This window comes from Cellulomonas hominis (assembly GCF_005239125.1).
GTDB lineage: Bacteria > Actinomycetota > Actinomycetes > Actinomycetales > Cellulomonadaceae > Cellulomonas > Cellulomonas hominis_A.
Map to the genome: position 1 here is coordinate 13517 of NZ_SZYE01000024.1, position 18377 is coordinate 31893.

At 77.1% G+C, this 18377-nt stretch carries 17 protein-coding genes; 6 read left to right on the forward strand and 11 right to left on the reverse strand.

Annotated elements, in window-relative coordinates; all coding sequences use genetic code 11:
• Window positions 1–217 precede the first annotated feature (217 nt).
• From FA014_RS05245 to FA014_RS05260, 4 genes are all read right to left on the reverse strand, one after another.
• On the reverse strand, window positions 218–1180 hold the full coding sequence (locus FA014_RS05245) for a 3-methyladenine DNA glycosylase (RefSeq protein ID WP_230322891.1): 963 nt from the start codon (window positions 1178–1180) through the stop codon (window positions 218–220).
• On the reverse strand, window positions 1177–2187 hold the full coding sequence (locus FA014_RS05250) for a DMT family transporter (protein WP_419178369.1): 1011 nt from the start codon (window positions 2185–2187) through the stop codon (window positions 1177–1179). The genes FA014_RS05245 and FA014_RS05250 overlap by 4 nt, the downstream gene beginning before the upstream one ends.
• A 161-nt stretch (window positions 2188–2348) precedes the next feature.
• A complete protein-coding gene (locus FA014_RS05255) occupies window positions 2349–3026 on the reverse strand; it encodes a TetR/AcrR family transcriptional regulator (protein WP_154728647.1) in 678 nt (225 codons plus the stop codon).
• Between the two features lie 52 nt (window positions 3027–3078).
• Window positions 3079–4803, reverse strand: a complete 1725-nt coding sequence (locus FA014_RS05260) for a bifunctional 3'-5' exonuclease/DNA polymerase (protein ID WP_154728648.1) — start codon at window positions 4801–4803, stop codon at window positions 3079–3081.
• A gap of 29 nt (window positions 4804–4832) precedes the next feature.
• Between FA014_RS05260 and FA014_RS05265 the strand changes: the two genes are divergently transcribed.
• The 3 genes from FA014_RS05265 (at window position 4833) to FA014_RS05275 (ending at window position 7858) form a co-directional block, all read left to right on the forward strand.
• Window positions 4833–5696: a PAC2 family protein gene (locus FA014_RS05265; RefSeq protein ID WP_154728649.1), complete on the forward strand. Its 864-nt coding sequence runs from the start codon at window positions 4833–4835 to the stop codon at window positions 5694–5696.
• 106 nt (window positions 5697–5802) lie between these two features.
• Window positions 5803–7218 carry a DUF4232 domain-containing protein gene (locus FA014_RS05270; protein WP_154728650.1) on the forward strand — a complete coding sequence of 472 codons (1416 nt, stop codon included), beginning with the start codon at window positions 5803–5805 and terminating at the stop codon, window positions 7216–7218.
• 139 nt (window positions 7219–7357) lie between these two features.
• Window positions 7358–7858: a hypothetical protein gene (locus FA014_RS05275; RefSeq protein ID WP_154728651.1), complete on the forward strand. Its 501-nt coding sequence runs from the start codon at window positions 7358–7360 to the stop codon at window positions 7856–7858.
• Window positions 7859–7892: 34 nt separating this feature from the next.
• Here FA014_RS05275 and mshC read toward each other — a convergent pair whose 3' ends face one another.
• Window positions 7893–9155, reverse strand: coding sequence for a cysteine--1-D-myo-inosityl 2-amino-2-deoxy-alpha-D-glucopyranoside ligase (mshC, locus tag FA014_RS05280; RefSeq protein ID WP_154728652.1), 1263 nt, complete (start codon window positions 9153–9155; stop codon window positions 7893–7895).
• A gap of 142 nt (window positions 9156–9297) precedes the next feature.
• On the opposite strand from mshC, the gene FA014_RS05285 reads away from it, so the two are divergent.
• On the forward strand, window positions 9298–10287 hold the full coding sequence (locus FA014_RS05285; protein WP_154728653.1) for a CorA family divalent cation transporter: 990 nt from the start codon (window positions 9298–9300) through the stop codon (window positions 10285–10287).
• Window positions 10288–10305: 18 nt separating this feature from the next.
• Here the strand turns inward: FA014_RS05285 and uppP are convergent, their stop codons facing one another.
• Window positions 10306–11187, reverse strand: a complete 882-nt coding sequence (uppP, locus tag FA014_RS05290; protein WP_154728654.1) for an undecaprenyl-diphosphatase UppP — start codon at window positions 11185–11187, stop codon at window positions 10306–10308.
• 112 nt (window positions 11188–11299) lie between these two features.
• Here uppP and FA014_RS05295 point away from each other — a divergent pair, with 112 nt between their 5' ends.
• Window positions 11300–12262 (forward strand): aldo/keto reductase, encoded by a 963-nt coding sequence (locus tag FA014_RS05295; RefSeq protein ID WP_154728655.1) that lies wholly within the window; start codon window positions 11300–11302, stop codon window positions 12260–12262.
• 60 nt (window positions 12263–12322) lie between these two features.
• Here FA014_RS05295 and FA014_RS05300 read toward each other — a convergent pair whose 3' ends face one another.
• Window positions 12323–12637, reverse strand: coding sequence for a primosomal protein (locus FA014_RS05300; RefSeq protein ID WP_154728656.1), 315 nt, complete (start codon window positions 12635–12637; stop codon window positions 12323–12325).
• A 63-nt stretch (window positions 12638–12700) separates the two neighbouring features.
• Between FA014_RS05300 and FA014_RS05305 the strand changes: the two genes are divergently transcribed.
• On the forward strand, window positions 12701–12946 hold the full coding sequence (locus tag FA014_RS05305; RefSeq protein WP_154728657.1) for a DUF5703 family protein: 246 nt from the start codon (window positions 12701–12703) through the stop codon (window positions 12944–12946).
• Between the two features lie 21 nt (window positions 12947–12967).
• Here FA014_RS05305 and FA014_RS05310 read toward each other — a convergent pair whose 3' ends face one another.
• The 4 genes from FA014_RS05310 to ald all read right to left on the reverse strand — a co-directional run bounded on the left by FA014_RS05310 (window position 12968) and on the right by ald (window position 18244).
• On the reverse strand, window positions 12968–14317 hold the full coding sequence (locus tag FA014_RS05310) for a M20/M25/M40 family metallo-hydrolase (protein ID WP_154728658.1): 1350 nt from the start codon (window positions 14315–14317) through the stop codon (window positions 12968–12970).
• Between the two features lie 73 nt (window positions 14318–14390).
• Window positions 14391–16478, reverse strand: a complete 2088-nt coding sequence (locus FA014_RS05315) for a M3 family metallopeptidase (protein WP_419178370.1) — start codon at window positions 16476–16478, stop codon at window positions 14391–14393.
• A complete protein-coding gene (locus FA014_RS05320; protein WP_154728660.1) occupies window positions 16478–17065 on the reverse strand; it encodes a GNAT family N-acetyltransferase in 588 nt (195 codons plus the stop codon). The genes FA014_RS05315 and FA014_RS05320 overlap by 1 nt, the downstream gene beginning before the upstream one ends.
• Window positions 17066–17125: 60 nt before the next feature.
• Entirely contained in the window at window positions 17126–18244 is a 1119-nt protein-coding gene (gene ald, locus FA014_RS05325) for an alanine dehydrogenase (RefSeq protein ID WP_154728661.1), read from the reverse strand.
• Window positions 18245–18377 lie beyond the last annotated feature (133 nt).

Here is an 18377-nt window from a genome sequence, read left to right on the forward strand (position 1 = left end):
GTGGGCGGACACTACCGCGGGACGGGTTCGCCCTCCGGACCGCCGCCGGTCAGCCCGGTGACCGCTGAGGGCATCCGCCGGCTCCAGCGCGAGGAACGGGAACGCGCGGAGGCCGAGGACCGGACCGGCCGCGCGGACGACACCGGCGCGGCGCGGCGCTGACTGCTCCGCCGTGCACGCGGCGCGACGAGCGAGGGCCGCCTCCGCGCGCCGGGCGTCAGCCCGCCTGCGGGCGAACCCGCGGGTGACCGGGCTGGTCTGGCTCCGCGACGAGCACCGCGTCGCACGCCGCCACCAGGCGCGCCCGCAGGGCCTGCGAGGCGGCCGCGAACTCCCGCTGCCGCCGGACGTACTCCCCCTTGCCGTCGGGCGTCTCGATCGCGATCGGGTCGAGGCCGTAGGACGACACGTCGTACGGTGACGCCTGCATGTCGACCGTCCGGATCTCCCGGGCGAGCGCGAACGCGTCCAGCAGCAGGTCACCGGGCACCGCGGGGCGGAGCTTGAGCGCCCACTTGTACAGGTCCATGTTCGCGTGCAGGCAGCCCGGCTGCTCCATCGCGACCTGGGTCTCGCGGGTCGGCTGCAGCGTGTTGCGCGGCACGGCGTCCGGGGTGAAGAACCGGAACGCGTCGATGTGGGTGCACCGGATGCGGTGCCGCTCCACCACCGCGTCGGTCCCGGCGCCGCCGAGGCGCAGCGGCAGCGGGTGCCGGTGCTCGCCGTCGCCCTCCCGGTAGACCATCGCCCACTCGTGCAGGCCGAAGCACCCGGTCGCGGCGGGACGCGCCGCGGTCGCCGAGAGCAGGGCCCGGACGTACCGCACCGTGTCACCGCGGTCCGCGAGGAACCCGGGCACGTCGAGGGCCACCGATCCGTCCGCGGCGACCCGGTACCAGCGCCGGCCGGCGTGCGGGGCGTCGGCGGCTCCGGCCAGCGTCACGCCCGCACCCGGGTGCCAGCGGCGGAGCTGCGCGGGCTTGGCCGGGTAGTACTCGAACAGGAAGTCCTCGATCGCGTGCCGCTCGCCGCCGCGGGCCCGCCGTGCGCGGTGATCGGCGGTCAGCGCGTCGGCCCGGGCGGCGTGCGCCTCGGCACGGGCGCGCCACTCCGCGGGCTCGAGCACGACCGAGCCGGCCACCCGGACGGTCCCGGGAGCGACGGAGGCGGTGGCGGTCATGGCGTCCAGGGTAGGCGCGCCCGGACGCGCGGCCGCCGCCCGCGGAGGCGCGCGGGCGCGGTGAGCACCACGAGGCACGCCACGACCAGCGCCGCACCGGCCCAGCCCGCCGCCGGGAGCCGCTCCCCCACCACGAGCACCGCGAGCACCGCCGCGACGGCGGGCTCCAGCAGGGTCAGCGTCGTCGCCGTGCTGGCCGGCACGTGCCCGAGCCCCCAGCCGAACAGCAGGTAGCCCGCGAACATCGGGACCAGCGCCATGTAGACCCCGACCGCCGCGTTCCCCCACGACGCCACGAGCGGCGCACCCGTCGCGGCGAGCACCGGCAGCAGCAGGACGCCCCCGACGCCGAACACCGCGCCCATCGCCGCACGCGACGGCACGCCCGCGCGCATGAGCCGGTGCGCCACCCACGAGTACAGGGCGTACGTGGCCCCCGCCACGAGGCCGAGCAGCACCCCCGCGAGCGGGCCCGCGGCGGCGGCCGAGCCGCCGCCCGCGCCGCCGCCGTCCGCGTGGCCCCGGCCCGCGAGGGCCTGCGCCGCGCAGAGCAGCGCGACACCGGCCAGCCCGACGGCCGCCCCGAGGAGCCAGCGGCGGGACAGCCGCCGGCGGTCGACGAGCCGCTCGACGAGCGCCGACGCCAGCGGTGCCGACCCGAGCGACACGACGGTCCCGACGGCCACCCCGGCCAGCCGCATCGAGGAGTAGAACGCCAGCGGGTACACCGCCACGGCGGCAGCGCCGATCAGCACCAGCCCCCGGTGCTCGCGCAGGGTCCGGGCGTGCGCGGCGGCGGCCCGCCCCGCCACGGTCGCCTGCAGCAGCCCGCCGACGCCCATGGCCGCTGCCCCGATCGCGAGCGGACCGACCCCTGGGGCGAACGTCGCGGCGGTGCCCGTCGTGCCCCACAGCACCGCCGCCGCCAGCACGGCGAGCACCCCGACGCCGCCCCCGCCCCCGACGCCACCCTCCGCCGCCGCGCCCACCCGCGCCGTCGCGCCCACCCGCGCCCTCCCTGCCTCCGCGCGCGGGGACCCCGCCGAGATGGCAGCTCTCGGCTGCGCCGAGACGGCCGTGCGCAGCCGAGAGCTGCCGTCTCGGGGGTCCAGCGCGGGCGCGGCGGGCGGGGGCGTGCGCGAGGGCGGGGTGGTGGGGTGGTCGGGGGTCATGCGGCGGGCAGGAGGTCGGCGGCGAGGGCGCGGGCGTGCCGCAGGCGGGTGTCGTCGCCCTCCAGGCCCGCGCGGGCCATCGCGCCCTCGAGCAGGAAGGCCAGGTGCTCGGCGAGCGCCGCCGCCCGGGCGGGGTCGGCGGGCAGGAGGTCGGCGACGTGCCCGGCGACGATCGCCTCGACCTCCTCCTTGTGGGCGCGGACGACGTCGCGCCCGGGGTCGCCCGCGGGCAGCTCGGCGGCGGCGTTCAGCAGGCCGCAGCCGCGGAATCCGTGCACGTAGCCGGCGTTCGCGTGGTCGGCGTACGCGTCGAACACGGCGAGCACCCGCGCGCGGGGGTCGGCGCCGGCGGAGGCGAGCCGGCCGGCGTACAGGCCGAGCCACTCGGCGTGCCGCGCCTCCAGGTAGGCGGCGACCAGGTCGGCTTTGGACGCGAAGTTGTTGTACAGGCTCATCTTCGCGACGCCCGCGTCGGCGGTGATGGTGTCGATGCCAGTCCCCGCGATGCCGTCGGCGTAGAACCGCGCCGCCGCGGCCGCGAGCAGCCGGTCGCGCGCCGGTCGCCGTCGGCCCGTGGTCGCCCCGGCCCCACCCGTCGCGCGGGGGCGCGCCGTCGCCCCGACCGCCACCTTCCCCGTCCCGGTCGTCGTCCGGGCCCCCGCCGTCCCCGCCATGCCGCCACCTCCACCCGACTAGGTAGACCTGTCTACCCAGTGAACGGCAGGATCACACGGCGTCGGCGTAGCTGTCCACCACCGAGACGTCCAGGGCGAACTCCACCGGCGTGTCCCCGAACAGCAGCCGCCCGGCCTCCACGGCGGACTCCCGCACCGCGTCCGCGACCCGGTCGGTCACGTCGGCGGGTGCGTGCACCACGATCTCGTCGTGCAGGAAGAACGCGAGGTGCGGCCGCCCGGGCAGCTCCAGCAGCCGGCGGCGCAGCACCGCCATCCAGCACAGCGCCCACTCGGCGGCGGTGCCCTGGACGACGAAGTTCCGGGTGAACCGGCCCCAGTCCCGGGAGCGGCGGCGCGCGTCGCGGGCGTCCTCGGGCGCGGCGCCCTCGGCGGAGGCGGCCTGCCGGGCGGCGAGCCACGCGGCTCCGGGGGCGGGTGACGACCGGCCGAGCCAGGTGGTGACCTGCTCCCCGCGCTCCCCCGCCCGCGCGGCCTCCTCGACGAGCGCCACCGCCCGCGGGTAGGCGCGCCCGAGCTGGGGCATGAGCACGGCGCTCGCGCCGGTCGTCGCCCCGTAGATCGCGCCGAGCATGGCGTACTTGGCCTGCTGCCGGTCCGCGACGATGCCCGCGTCGACGACGGCGGCGTAGAGGTCGGCCTGCCGGCCCGCCGCGGCCATCGCCCCGTCACCGGACATGGCGGCGAGCACCCGCGGCTCCAGCTGCGCGGCGTCCGCGACGACGAGCCGCCGGCCCGGGTCGGCCCGGACCGCGTCCCGGATCACGGCCGGCAGCTGCAGGGCGCCACCGCCGCTGCTCGCCCACCGCCCGGTGACGACCCCGCCGGGGACGTAGTCGGGCCGGAACCGGCCCTCGTGCACCCAGCGGTCCATCCAGGCCCAGCCGTTGGCGGACAGCAGCCGCGCGAGCTTCTTGTACTCGAGCAGCGGCTCGCGCACGGGGTGGTCGAGGGCGCGGATCTCCGAGGTCCGGGTCGACGGGACGTCGAGGCCCGCGGCGCGCAGGGCCCGGAGCAGCTCCGGCTGGGAGTCGGGGTTGAGCCCCGGCCGGTCGAGGGCGGCGCCGACGCGCTCCGCCAGCGCCGCGAGCCGCTCGGGCCGCGCGCCGTCGCGGGGGCGCGGCCCGGCCAGGCCCGTGAGCAGGGCGTCGTGCAGGTCCGACCGGAAGGGCAGGCCGTCGTGCCGCATCTCCGCGGCGATCAGGGCGCCGGTCGACTCGGCCGCGAGCAGCAGCCTCAGCCGGCCGTCGTCCCCCGCCTCGGTCAGGGTCGCGAGCTGGCGGGCGAGCTCGGCCGCGACGTCCGGCGCGGCGTCCGGGACCGCGGCGGGCAGGTCGTCGAACAGGCTGAGTTCGTCGGCCTCGTGCGGACCGGTCCCGCCGGCCGCCGTCGCGCGGTCCCACGGGCCCTCCGGCTCGCGGGCGAGGGCCGTCGCGGCGCACCGGGTCGACCGGCGCAGGATCGTCCGGCAGAGCCGCAGGTCGTGCGCCCGCTCGACCCGCACGCCCGCCGCGAGCAGGTCCGGGTACCAGTGCTCCGTGTCGTCCCAGACCCACCGCGGGTGCTCGGCGGCCTCCCGCTCGGCGACGACGCGCGCGAGGTCCGCGCCCGCGACGGGGACCGCGGCGCCGACCGCGCCGGCCTCGGCGGCGACCGCGTCCCGGGCCTCGCGCAGCACGACGCCGCCGGGTCGGCCCGGGTCGACGGCGACGAGGACGAGGGGCACGGGTCCTATTCTCCCCGGCGGGTCCGACATCCGACGCCGCGGGGTCCTACGCTGGCCCGATGACCGAGCAGGCAGACGCACCGGCAGGGCTCCCGGAGCGGGAGACGATCCTCCTGGCGGCCTTCGAGGGCTGGAACGACGCCGGGTCGGCCGCCAGCCAGGCCCTGGAGCACCTGCACGAGGCCTGGGGCGCGGAGCAGGTCGACGAGCTCGACCCCGAGGAGTACCACGACTTCCAGGTGAACCGCCCCGTGATCGGCCCGGGCGAGGACGGGCGGCGCGAGATCACCTGGCCGACGACGGCGGTCGCGGTCGCCACCACCCCGAACGCGCGCCGCCAGGTGGTGCTGGTGCACGGCATCGAGCCGTCGATGCGCTGGCGCCGGTACTGCGGCGAGCTGCTGGACATCGCAGCGGGTCTGCGCGTGACCACGGTGGTGACGCTGGGCGCGCTGCTGGCCGACGTGCCGCACACCCGCCCGATCCCGGTCACCGCGACCAGCGAGGACGACGCCGTGCGCGCGGCGCTGGACGTCGAGGCGAACTCCTACGAGGGTCCGACGGGCATCGTCGGCGTGCTGCAGCACGAGGCCGCCGCCCGCGGGCTGCGCACCGTGTCGCTGTGGGCCGCGGTGCCGCACTACGTGGCCCACCCGCCGTCGCCCAAGGCCACGCTCGCGCTGCTGCACCGCATCGAGGCGCTGACCGGCGAGCCGATCCCCCTGGGCGACCTGCCCGAGGACGCCGCGGCGTGGCAGGACGGCGTGGACGAGCTGGCGAGCGAGGACTCCGAGATCGCCGAGTACGTCCGCCAGCTCGAGGAGGCCAAGGACACCGCCGAGCTGCCGGAGGCGTCCGGCGAGGCGATCGCGCAGGAGTTCGAGCGGTACCTGCGGCGCCGGGACAAGGGCACCGGCGGCTAACCCGCTCCCCCGGCCCTGTGCGCCTGCTGTGCAGGTCCCGCACGCATGCCTGGTCGGGGCGGTGAACCACCGGCCGACGCCGCGACTCGTGGCTAGCGTCCGCAGCATGCCCAGCCGCACGCCGTCGTCCGCGCCGCCCCCGCGACCCCGCCGCCCCGCCGTGCCGGGCCGGCGCCTCTCCCCGGCCACCGCCGCCCTGCTGCTCGCGGTGGCGGTGCTCGCCGGGTGCGACGGAGCCGGCGCCCCCGCGCCGGGCGCGGACGAGGCCGCCGCGCTCGCCGCGACGCTGACCGACCTCGACGGGGTGGCGGAGGTGACGGCGGTCGACAGCGCGGTCCCCGACGGGGACGAGGGCCGGGTGCGGTCAGCGGTGCAGGTCCAGGTCGACGTCCGCACGGCGGCGGCGGACGCGGCCGGATTCGGTGCGGTCGCGACGGCGGTCGCCGCCGAGCTCCCGGCGACGCGACGGGTCGCCGCCCGCATCTGGCAGGAGGAGCGCCCGGGGGTGCCCGCCCTCGCGGTGGAGATCACCGGCGCGGGAGACCGCGGCGCCGGCACGCTGGGTCTCGCGGCGGACGTGGCCGCGGTCCCCGGGATCACGGGCCTGCAGGTGCGGGCCGACGCCGTCAGCGCCTCCGTGGCCGACGCCGCGTCCTTCCCGGCGCTCGCCGCGGCGGTCCGCGCGGCCCGCGTCCCGACGGCGCTGCTGGCGGCCGGCGAGTCGCGCGTCAGCACGTCCGTGCCGCCGCACCTGCTCGACGCCCGGCTCGCCGGGCTCGTCGCCCGGGTCGACCGGTGGCCCGGCGTCACGTCCCAGTTCGTCGAGTCGCAGGGCACGGACGAGGTGTGGCTCCGCGTGCAGGTGGCGGGCGACGACACGGTCACCGAGCTGGCCGCCGCGCTCACCGGCTCGGCGTGGCCCGCGGACGGCCCGGTCGTGCACGCGGTCGTGTCCTCGGCGTTCCGGTCCGAGGCCGGTGTCGTCGGCCGCCCCGCACCGGCGGACCCGGACCCCGCCGCCCCCGCGGACGGCGCGCCCCCGCTCGGCGCCCCGTCGCCCTGGCCCGACGACCCCGCCGCCCCGGCCTGCACCGGTGCCGACCTCGACGTCACGCTCGGCGGGTCCGACGCCGCGCTCGGCCACCGCTACCTGCTGCTGACCGCCACCAACACCTCCGGGGCGCCGTGCGCGGTCCAGGGCCGGCCGGAGATCACGTTCGTGCGGGCGTCCGGCACGACGGTCCCGGACGTCGAGACGGGGACCCCCACGGGCACGCCGGACCCCGCGCGGTACGTGGTCCCGGCCGGCGAGCGCCTGCACGCCCCGCTGACCTGGCTCGCCATGTCCACCGCGCTCGACCCCGACGTGACGGAGGTCCTGCGGGTCACGGCGGTCCCGGGCGCCGAGCCGGACGAGGTGCCGGTCGACCGGGGCGGCCTGGACATCCTCGCGGGCGCCGCCGTGGAGATCGGCGCCTGGGAGCCGGCTCCCGCCGGTTGGACGACCGACGGGACCGGCTAGAGCCGGACGCCCGGCAGCGCGTCGACGGCCCGGGACACCACGCCCGACGCCCCCTCCTCGGCCCGCGCCGCCTCACCGCCGGACACCTCCGCGCCGATATCGCCCCCGCGGGGCGCCTCGACCTCGCTAGCATCCGCGCATGCGAGCGAGACGGTGGGCCGTGCTGTCCACGACGGTGCTGGGTGCCGCGCTCCTGGCTGCCTGCGGTGCCGCGGACGGGAGCGCCGCGGGCGGGGGCGTGGACCACGCGGCGAGCACGACGAACCGGCCGGCCTCGCCGGCTCCCTCCGCGGACGCGGCTGCCGAGGACGCCGCCGCCTGCACGGCCTTCGGCGACGTGCTGACCATCGCCGCGAACGCCGACCTCGGCCTGGCCGAGGGCCGGATGGCGGCGCAGGAGCAGCACGGCTGGTACGCGCTGGCGACGCGCGTGCTCGACCGACTGCCGTCCGACGCGGACACCGCGGTGCAGAGCGCCATCGGCGCGCTGCAGGCGGCGGCACCGGCCGTCCCGTCCTGGGCGTTCGCGGAGTCGACGGGTGTGCGCTCGCCCGCGTGGTCGGCGGCCGAGGTCGACCTCGCCGCCGCGTGCGAGGACGTCGGCACCCCGCTCGCGATCATGGCGTTCACCGGCGGGTGACACGCCGCCGGCGCCCGCCCCGGCACGCGGCCGGCTAGAGCCGGACGCCCAGCAGCGCGTTGACCGCGCGGGACACCACGCCCGGCGCACCCTCCTCGGCCTCCGCCCCGGCGCCCCCGGCCAGCGCGGCGTCGGCCCAGGCGTCGACGGCGCGCAGGGCGCGCGGGGCGTCCAGGTCGTCGGCGACGGCGGCACGCACGGCGGCGAGGACACCGGCGGACGCGGGCCCGCCGTTGCCCGACACCGCGGAGCGCCACCGGTCCAGCCGGGCCTGCGCGGAACGCAGGACGTCGTCGGTCCACTCCCAGTCGGCGGCGTAGTGGTGGTCGAGGATGGCCAGGCGGACGGCCATCGCGTCGACCCCGTCGGCCCGGAGCCGGGACACGAGCACGAGGTTGCCGAGCGACTTGCTCATCTTCTCGCCGTGCAGCCCCACCATCCCGGTGTGCACGTGGGTGCGGGCGCCCTCGCCCTCGTCGAGCAGCCGGGCGTGCGAGGTGCTCATCTCGTGGTGCGGGAACCGCAGGTCGGAGCCGCCGCCCTGGACGTCGAACGGCAGGCCGATGCCGTCGCGCGCGATCACCGCGCACTCGATGTGCCAGCCGGGCCGGCCCGGGCCGAGGCCGTTGCCGTCCCAGGACGGCTCGCCGGGCCGCGCGGAGCGCCAGAGCAGCGGGTCCAGGGGGTCCCGCTTGCCGGGCCGCGCGGGGTCGCCGCCGCGCTCGCCGAACAGCGCGAGCATCTCCGGGCGGTCGAGGCGCGCGACCTGCCCGAAGGCCGGGTCGGCGGACAGGTCGGCGTACACGTCGCCGACGCCCTCGCCGTTCGCGTCGGGCGTGCCGACGACGTACGCGGTGCCGGCGGCCAGCATGGCCTCGACGGCCCGCACGACGTCCGGCACGGCCTCGACGGCGCCGGTGTAGACGTCCGGCGGCACGACGCCGAGCGCGGTCATGTCCTCGAGGTACAGCGCGGTCTGGTCCGCCGCGAGCTCCCGCCAGTCGACACCGGTCGCCTCGGCGCGCTCGAGCAGCGGGTCGTCGACGTCGGTCACGTTGGACGCGTACCGGACCCGCTTGCCCTCGTCGAGCCAGCCGCGGACCAGCAGGTCGAACGCGACGTAGGTGGCGGCGTGGCCCATGTGGGTGGCGTCGTAGGGCGTGATGCCGCAGACGTACACCGTGGCGTCGGGGCCGGGCGCCGCGACGACGAGCTCGCCGGTGGAGGTGTCGCGGACGCGGACCGGGCCTCCCTGGCCGGGGAGCTGCGGGATCTGCGGGGCGGGCCAGGTGAGCACGGCGTCGAGCGTACCGGCCGCCGCGGGGGCGGGCGGCGCGCGCGGGCACCGGGGTGACGGACGCCACCGCTCCCCCGGACGGGCCGGCGCCGGGCGGCGCGTCGGTGGCCCCGGCGGCGCGCCGCGCCGGGAGAATGCCCGCGTGGAGAGAGCGTGGGTGCACCAGGGCGACGGCTGGGCCGAGACCGAGCCGGACGGGCTGCTGGCCCTGCTGGCGGCCCCGGAGCCGCCCGCGGCCTGGGTGCACGTCGACTCCCTCGGCCAGCTGGCCGACGCGGCGCGGCAGGCGGGGGTGCCGGAGTCCGTGGTGCTGCGGGCGGTGGCCGACCACGGCCCCGCCGCGCCGGGCGACCCGCGCCGGCCCCAGCTCCGGCGGCTGCCCGGCGGGGGCCGGTACCTGGTCAGCCCGACGCTCGCGTACGACGGCAGCACCCGGGACGTGACGACCGGCGTCTGGGCGGCGCTGGTGGTCGACGACGTGACGATCACCGCCGAGGAGGGTCCGGGCGAGCTGCTCGCGGACGTGCTCGACCACCTGGGCGAGGGCGACCACCTGCCGCAGGACCGCGGGAGCCACGTGTTCGCCGCGGTGCTCATGGCGCTGGTCCGGCGGGCCGGCGACGTCGAGTCCGGGGTCGGCGAGGCGGTCGCCGACGTGGAGCAGCTGGTGTTCACCCCGCGTGCGGAGGACCCGGCCGAGGTGGTCTACGACCTCAAGCGCGAGATCGCCGAGGCCCGGCGCGCCCTGGTGCCGCTCCTGTCGGCGTTCCCCGACCTCGTGGCCGAGCAGGAGGACGCCCAGCGGGAGACCCGCACGATGCGCTGGCTCCGTCGGCTGGACTCCGTGCTGACCAAGGTCGACGGGCACCTCGACGCCCACGACGCGCTGCTCGGCGACATGCTGTCCGTGCACCTGTCCCGGGTGTCGGTGCGCCAGAACGAGGACATGCGGAAGATCTCGGCGTGGGCGGCGATCATCGCGGTCCCCACGCTCATCGCCGGTGTCTACGGGATGAACTTCGACCACATGCCGGAGCTGCACTGGCTGCTCGGCTACCCGCTGTCGATCGTGCTGATGGGCGCCGCGGCGGGCCTGCTGTTCCGGCTGTTCAAGCGGTCCGGCTGGCTCTAGCCCGCCGGGCCCGGGCCGTCAGGCGCCGGCCAGCGGGTCCAGCACGCCGGTGACCAGCAAGAGCGCCACGACCACCGCGAGCCCGATCCGGTAGACCACGAACGGCCGGTAGGAGTACGTCGACACGATCTTCAGGAACCCGATGATCACGACGTACCCGACGACGAACGCGATGATCGTCGCGATCAGGGTGACCCCGATGCCGGGCACGCCCGCCTCGCCGAACGAACCGGCGCTCTTGCCCAGCTGGTAGAAGCCGGACCCGAGGACGGCGGGGATCGCGAGCAGGAACGAGTAGCGGGCCGCCGCCGTCCGGCTGTAGCCCATGAGCCGCCCCGCGGTGATCGTGCCGCCGGAACGGGACACGCCCGGGACCAGCGCCATGGCCTGCGCGAGGCCGAAGTACACCGCGTGCCGCGGGGTCAGGTCGGTCAGCTCCCGGTCGCTGCTGCTGCGCCGGTCCGCCCAGTCGAGCACCAGCGCGAACACGGTGAGCGTGAGCACGATCAGCCACAGGTTCCGGAACGGCGCCTCGATCGCGTCCTGGAACAGCAGGCCCAGCAGGACGATGGGCACCGACCCGAGCGCGATGAACCACGCCATCTGCGCGTCGCGGTCCGGGGTGCCGCCCGCGGGGGCGCCCACCCGGGACCGCCAGTCGCCGCCGAGGTCCCCGCGCACCGCGCGCCACCAGTGCGCGCAGATCCGGGCGATGTCGCGCCGGAAGTAGAGCAGCACGGCCGTCTCGGTGCCGATCTGCGTGATCGCGGTGAACGCCGCACCCGGGTCGCCGGAGCCGATGAGCTCGCCGACGATGCGCAGGTGCGCGCTCGACGACACCGGCAGGAACTCGGTGAGGCCCTGGACGAGGCCGAGGACGATCGCCTCCCACACGCTCATGCGTCGGTGCCGATCGGGGACGGGGTGCTCGGGTGCGCTGCCACGAGGCGCCACGATAGCCGCTGGTCACCCGCGCGCCCGTGATCCCCGCGGGCACGGATACCCTCACGGCATGGAACAGCGCCAGCTCGGACGGACCGGCCTGCGGGTCTCGCACCTCGGACTCGGGACGCTGACCTGGAGCAGGGACACCGACGAGCACGACGCCGCCGAGCAGCTGCGGGACTTCGCCGAGGCGGGCGGCACGCTCGTCGACACCTCCGCGTCGTACGCCGACGGCGGTGCGGAGGAGCTGCTCGGGTCGCTGCTCGGGCGGGTCGTCCCCCGCGACGAGGTCGTGCTGTGCACCAAGGCGGGCGTGCGGCGCACCCCCGACGGCGGCGTGGTCGACGCGTCCCGCGGCGCGCTCCTCGACGGCCTGGACGCCTCGCTGCGCCGGCTCGGCACGGACCACGTCGACCTGTTCCTCGTGCAGACGCCCGACCCGCGCACCCCGCTTGCCGAGACGGTGAGCGCGCTGCGCAGGGCGGTCGACTCCGGGCGCGCCCGGTACGTGGGGCTGTCGAACCACGCCGGCTGGCAGGTGGCGCGCGCCGCGACCCTGCTCGGCGAGGACCCCGGGCTGGCCGCGGTCGAGGCGGAGTACTCGCTGCTGCAGCGCGGGATCGAGCGGGAGGTGCTGCCGGCGGCCGCGGACCTCGGCGTCGGCGTGCTCGCCTGGTCGCCGCTGGGCCGCGGCGTGCTGACCGGCAAGTACCGGCGCACCGTGCCCGCGGACTCGCGCGCGGCGTCGCCGCACCTCGCCGGGTTCGTCGAGCCCTACCTCGGCTCGGTCGCCGCGGCGGTGGTCGAGGCCGTCGTCATCGCGGCCGACGGGCTGGGGCGCGCCCCGCTCGAGGTCGCCCTGGCCTGGCTGCGGGTGCGCGCGCAGGTCGCGTCGGCGGTCGTGGGCGCGCGGACGCCCGCCCAGCTGCGCGCGTCGCTCGCGGCCGAGGACGTCGAGCTGCCGCCGGAGATCCTCCGGGCGCTGGACGAGGTGAGCGCCCCGGCCACCGGGTACCCCGAGCGACGCTGACCGGCCGCTGGGCCCCGGCCCGGTGCGCGTCGCGCCGCGCCGGGGCCCGGGCGACGGCTGTCAGCCGCGCAGGGCGTCGTCGTCCTCGTCGTCGAACGACTCCTCGGGCAGGTCGTCCGCGTCGTACTCGTCGTCCTGCTCGTCGTCCTCGTGCTCGTCGTCGTCCTCGTCGTCGTCCTCGGCGAGGTAGAACGGCGTGGCCTCGCCGTGCACGGTCCCGAGCGCGTCGTCGTACACCTCGAACGCGTCCGCGAGCACGTCGTACGCGTCGTCGACGGCGGGGTCGTCCTCGCCCCGGCGGGTGGACACGGCGGTGTAGTGCGCCTCGAGCGCTGCGATCAGACGGTCCAGTGCCGCGCGCGGGTCGATAGCCATGCGATGACCGTAGCGCCGCACCAGGCACAATGACACCACGACCCGATCGACAAGGCGGTGGGCATGGCAGGCACGACGCGCTCGGGACGCCCGGGCGGCACGGAGCAGGCACGGCAGTACGAGTACCGCGTCCTCACGATCCCCCGGACGACCAGCCGCGGCGACGCGCGCCGGCTGCTCACGGAGCAGGCGGAGTACGGCCGGTGGGAGCTGGCCCGGACGCTGCTGTACGCGGGCGGCGAGCGGAAGGTGTGGCTGCGGCGCCGGATCATCCGGGTCCGGTCCACGCTCGGCGCGCTGGACGACTGACGCCGCCCGGCGCGCGGGGGATCAGGCCTCGCGCAGCAGCCCGTCCAGCACGCGGACGCCGAACCGCAGCGAGTCCGCGGGCACCCGCTCGTCGACGCCGTGGAACAGCGCCGTGAAGTCGAGGTCGGCGGGCAGCCGCAGCGGCGCGAACCCGTACCCGGCGATGCCGAGCCGGGCGAGCGACTTGTTGTCCGTGCCCGCCGAGAGCATGTACGGCAGCACGACCGCCTCCGGGTCCTGCGCGCGCAGCACGTCGGTCATCGTGTCGACCAGCGCGCCCGTCGCCGGGACCTCCAGGCCGATGTCCAGGTGCTCGGGCTCGACGCGCACGTGCGGCCCGGCGAGCTCGCGGACCTTCGCGAGCACGTCCTCGTGGTCGCCGGGCAGCGGGCGGACGTCGACGGTCGCGGTCGCGCGGCCGGGGATGACGTTGGTCTTGTACCCGGCGTGCAGCTGCGTCGGGTTGGCCAGCGTGCGGATCGAGGACCCCACGAACCGCCGGGCCGGCCCCAGCGCGCCGATCAGCCGGTCGATCGCCAGCGGGTCGTCCACGTCGAGCGGCAGGCCCGTCAGGTCGGCGACCCCCTCCAGCAGCGCGAGCACGGTCGGGGTGAGCCGGGTGTCCCACTGGTACGCGCCGATGCGGGCGATCGCGCCGGCGAGCTCGGTGACCGCGTTGTCGGGGTTGACCGCCGAGCCGTGGCCCGCGGTGCCGTCCGCGACCAGCCGGAGCCAGGCGATGCCCTTCTCGGCGGTCTGCAGCAGGTAGGCGCGGCGGCCGTGCACGTCGACCGAGAACCCGCCGACCTCGGACACCGCCTCCGTCGCGCCCTCGAACAGGTCCGGGCGGTGGTCGACGAGGTGCCGCGCGCCGAACCTGCCGCCCGCCTCCTCGTCCGCGAACATCGCGACGACGACGTCCCGGGCCGGCCGGCGGCCGTCGCGGACCATCTGGCGGACGACCGCCAGGATCATCGCGTCCATGCCCTTCATGTCCACGGCGCCGCGGCCCCAGACCATGCCGTCGAACTCCTCGCCCGCGAACGGGTCGACCTTCCAGTCCTTCGCCTCGGCCGGGACGACGTCGGTGTGCCCGTGCAGCACGAGCGCGGGCCGGCTGCGGTCCGCGCCCTCCAGCCGCACGACGACGTTCGCGCGGCCGGGGGCCGACTCGATCAGCTCGGGCGCGAGACCGACCTCGTGCAGCAGCGTCATGACGTGCTCGGCGGCGGAGCGCTCCCCCGGGCCGGAGCCGTCGCCGTAGTTCGACGTGTCGAACCGGATCAGCTCCTGCGCGATCCGCACGACCTCGCCCTCGGCCGCCGCGGTGTCGTGCTGGTCGGCGGGCCGGGTGGCGGGTGCGTCGGTCATGCCCCCACGCTACCGGCCGCGCAGGCACGCCGAGGCCGGGGGTCCACCGTGGGCCCCCGGCTCCCGCGGGTGCTCAGGCCGTGGTCAGGCCCCGGCGGGCGAGCAGCGGGGCGATCTCCGGGTCGCGGCCGCGCAGGTCCCGGAACGCCTGCATCGGGTCGACGCTCCCGCCGCGCGACAGCAGCCGCGCGCGGAACGTGTCGCCGTTCTCCCGGCGCAGGCCGCCGTTCTCCTCGAACCACGTCACGGTGTCGGCGTCGAGCACCTCCGACCAGATGTACGAGTAGTACCCGGCGGAGTACCCGCCGCCGAACACGTGGTTGAAGTACGTCGTGCGGTACCGCGGCGGCACGGGCGCGAACGCGACGCCCGCGGCCTGGAGCGCCGCGGCCTCGAACGGCTCGACCTCCTCGACGTCCGTCGGCACGTCCTCGGGCGCCAGCCGGTACCACGCCTGGTCGAGCAGCGCGGCCGCCAGGTACTCCGTCGTGGCGAAGCCCTCGCCGTCCTGCCGCGCCGCGATCAGGGTGTCCACCCACTCCTGCGGCATCGGCTCGCCCGTCTCGTGGTGCACCGCGTACGCCCGCAGGACCGACGGCTCCCAGGCCCACATCTCGTTGACCTGCGACGGGTACTCCACGAAGTCCCGCGGCACCTCGGTGCCCGACTGCGACGGGTACCGCACGGCGGAGAACAGCCCGTGCAGGGCGTGGCCGAACTCGTGGAACAGCGTGATGACCTCGTCCCAGGTCAGCAGCGTCGGCTGCCCGGCCGGGGGCTTCGGGATGTTGAGGTTGTTGACCACGACGGGCTGCTCGCCGAGCAGCGTCGACTGGTCGACCAGGTTGTTCATCCAGGCGCCGCCGCGCTTGGAGTCGCGCGTCCAGTAGTCGCCGAGGAACAGGCCGAGGCCGGAGCCGTCGGCGTCGGTCACCTCGAACACCCGGACGTCCGGGTGGTAGCCGACCAGGTCGGGGCGCTCGGTGAACGACAGGCCGTACAGCTCGCCGGCGGCGCGGAACACGCCGTCGCGCAGCACCCGGTCGAGCTCCAGGTACGGGCGGAGCGACGAGTCGTCGAGCGAGCGGCGCTCCTTGCGGACCTGCTCCGCGTAGTAGGCCCAGTCCCAGGCCTGCAGCGTGGCGCCCGGGACGTCCCGCTGCAGGGCGGCCTCCAGGTCGGCGGCCTCGGCGCGGGCGTTGGCGACGGCGGCGGGCGCGAGCCGGCCGAGGATGTCGGCGACCGCCTCGGGGGTCTTGGCCGTCGCGTCCTCGGCGATGTACGCGGCGTGGTGCGGGTAGCCGAGGAGGCGGGCGCGCTCGGCACGCAGCCGGGCGAGCGCCAGCAGGGTGGCGCGGGTGTCGTGCTCGCCGCCGCGGCCGCCGCGGCGGACCGACGCGGTGTGCAGCCGCTCGCGCAGGGCGCGGTCGTCGAGCTGGGCGAGCGCCGGCTGCTGGGTCGGCAGGACCAGGTCGATCAGCCAGGCCCCCTCGTGCCCGCGGCGGGCGGCGGCCTCGGCGGCGGCGGCCCGGGCGTCGGCGGGCAGCCCGGCGAGCTCGGCCTCGTCGGTCACGAGGACCGCGGAGTCGTTGGTCTCCGCCAGCAGCTGCCGGCCGAACACCGTCTCCAGCCGGGTGATCTCGGCGTTCAGCTCACGGAGCCGGGCCTGGGCCGCGTCGTCGAGCCGCACGCCCGCGCGGACGAACTGGGTGTGCAGGCGGTGCAGCAGCCAGGCCGTGTCCGGCGCCAGGTCCAGGTCGCCGGCCTCGGCCGCGGTGCGCAGCGCCTCCAGGCGCGCGAACAGCCGGCGGTCCAGGTAGATGGCGTCGCTGTGCGCGGCGAGCAGCGGCGCGACCTCCTCCTCGAGGGCCTCCAGGCCCGGCGTCGAGTCGGAGGACGACTGGTTGAAGAACACGGTCGCGGCGCGGTGCAGCAGCCGCCCGGAGCGCTCGAGCGCGTCCAGGGTGTTCTCGACCGTCGGCGCGTCGGCCGAGGCGGCGATGGCCTCCACCTCCGCGCGCTGCTCCGCCATCCCGGCGAGCAGCGCGGGCCGGAAGTGCTCCTCGCGGATCGCGGCGAAGTCGGGCAGGGCGTACGGCAGCGAGGACGGGGCGGCGAACGGGTTGTCCGCGCCCGGCGTGGGGGTGCTCATGCGCCTCATCATCTCCCGTTGCCCGAGGCACCCGCCCCGGAGCGCTCGCCGACACGCCGGGGCCGCGGGTCGGTGGCGAGCACGCTGCCCACCCACTCGTCCCGCCGGACCCCGCGCTGCACCCCGCCGAGGCGGAGCTCCCCCTCCACCCGGAACCCGGCGCGCTCGGCGACCGCCCGGGAGGCGCCGTTCCCGACGAACGCGCGCCAGAACACCCGCACCAGCCCGAGCCGGCCGAACGCCGCGTCCAGCACCAGGTCGACCGACCGGGACATCAACCCGCGGCCGCGCGCCTCGGGGGCGAGCCAGTAGCCGATCTCGGCCGACCCCGCGCCGTCCAGCCCCAGCCCGACCATGCCGAGCAGCGTGTCGTCCGCCGCGTCCCGGACGGCCCAGTTGAGCGAGGACCCGCGGACCCACCCGTCGCCGACGAACCCCGAGACGAACGACGCGGCGTCCTCGCGGGAGTAGGGGCTCGGGACGGTCGTCCACTCCTGGACCGCCGGGTCCTGGCACAGCGCGTCGATCCGGTCGACGTCGGCGGGCCCGGGCGCGCGCAGCAGGACGACGCCGTCGGTCAGCTCGAAGGGCTCCATCGGGCCACCCTGCCACGGCGGGCCCCCGCCGGTCGCCCCGTTTCCCCCCGTCGCCGCTGGTCAGGCCGCGAGGACCACCCCGGGGTCGGCGACCGGCAGGCCGTGCGCGGCGCCCACCCCCGCGTGGAAGAGCCGGCCGCCGTGCGTGGCCAGGCCGGCCGCCAGCGCCGGGTCCCCGGCCAGCGCCTCCCGCCAGCCGTGCCCCGCGAGAGCCGTCAGGTAGGGCAGCGTGGCGTTGGTGAGCGCCTGCGTCGACGTCACCGGGACCGCCCCGGGCATGTTGGCGACGCAGTAGAACACCGCGTCGTGCACCCGGAACGTGGGGTCGTCGTGGGTCGTGGGGCGGGTGGACTCGAAGCAGCCGCCCTGGTCCACGGCCACGTCCACCAGCACCGAGCCCGGCCGCATCGCGGCCACCATGTCGTCGGTGACGAGCTTCGGGGCCCGCGCACCCGGCACCAGCACCGCGCCGACGACGAGGTCGGCCCCGGCCACCGCCTCCCGCACCGCGTACGCGGACGAGGCCAGGGTGCGGACCCGACCGCCGAACGCCGTGTCCAGCTCGCGCAGCCGCGGGACGGACACGTCGAGCACGGTGACATCCGCCCGCATGCCGAGCGCGACCTCCACCGCGTGCTGCCCGGCGACGCCGCCGCCGATCACGACGACCCGGCCCGGGGCGACCCCCGGCACGCCGCCGAGCAGCCGCCCGGACCCGCCCGCGCTGCGCATGAGGTGGTACGCGCCGACCTGCGCGGCGAGCCGGCCCGCGACCTCGCTCATCGGGGCCAGCAGCGGCAGCGACCGGTCGGCCAGCTGCACGGTCTCGTACGCGATCGCGGTGGTGCCGGCGGCGAGCAGCGCGTCCGTCTGCCGCCGGTCGGCGGCCAGGTGCAGGTAGGTGAAGAGCACCAGGTCCTCACGCAGGTGCCCGTACTCCGACGGCACCGGCTCCTTGACCTTGCACACGAGGTCCGCCTCGCCCCAGACCGCGGCGGCCTCGTCGACGACGGTCGCGCCGGCGGCGACGTACTGCTCGTCGGTGATCGCGGAGCCGCGCCCGGCCCCGGCCTCCACGAGCACCTCGTGCCCGGCGGCGGCGAGCTGGTGCACCCCGGCCGGGGTGATGGCGACGCGGTACTCGTGGTTCTTGACCTCGGCGGGGATCCCGACCCTCATCGTCTGCCTCCCGGGCGTCGCGCGGCCGCCGCGCCGGTCGGGCGCGCGACCACCCTGCACCGACGGGCCGCCCGGCGGGGTCGCCGCGGTCGCCGGCCCGTCGGGGCCAGGGTAGGCACCCCGGGCCCGGGCG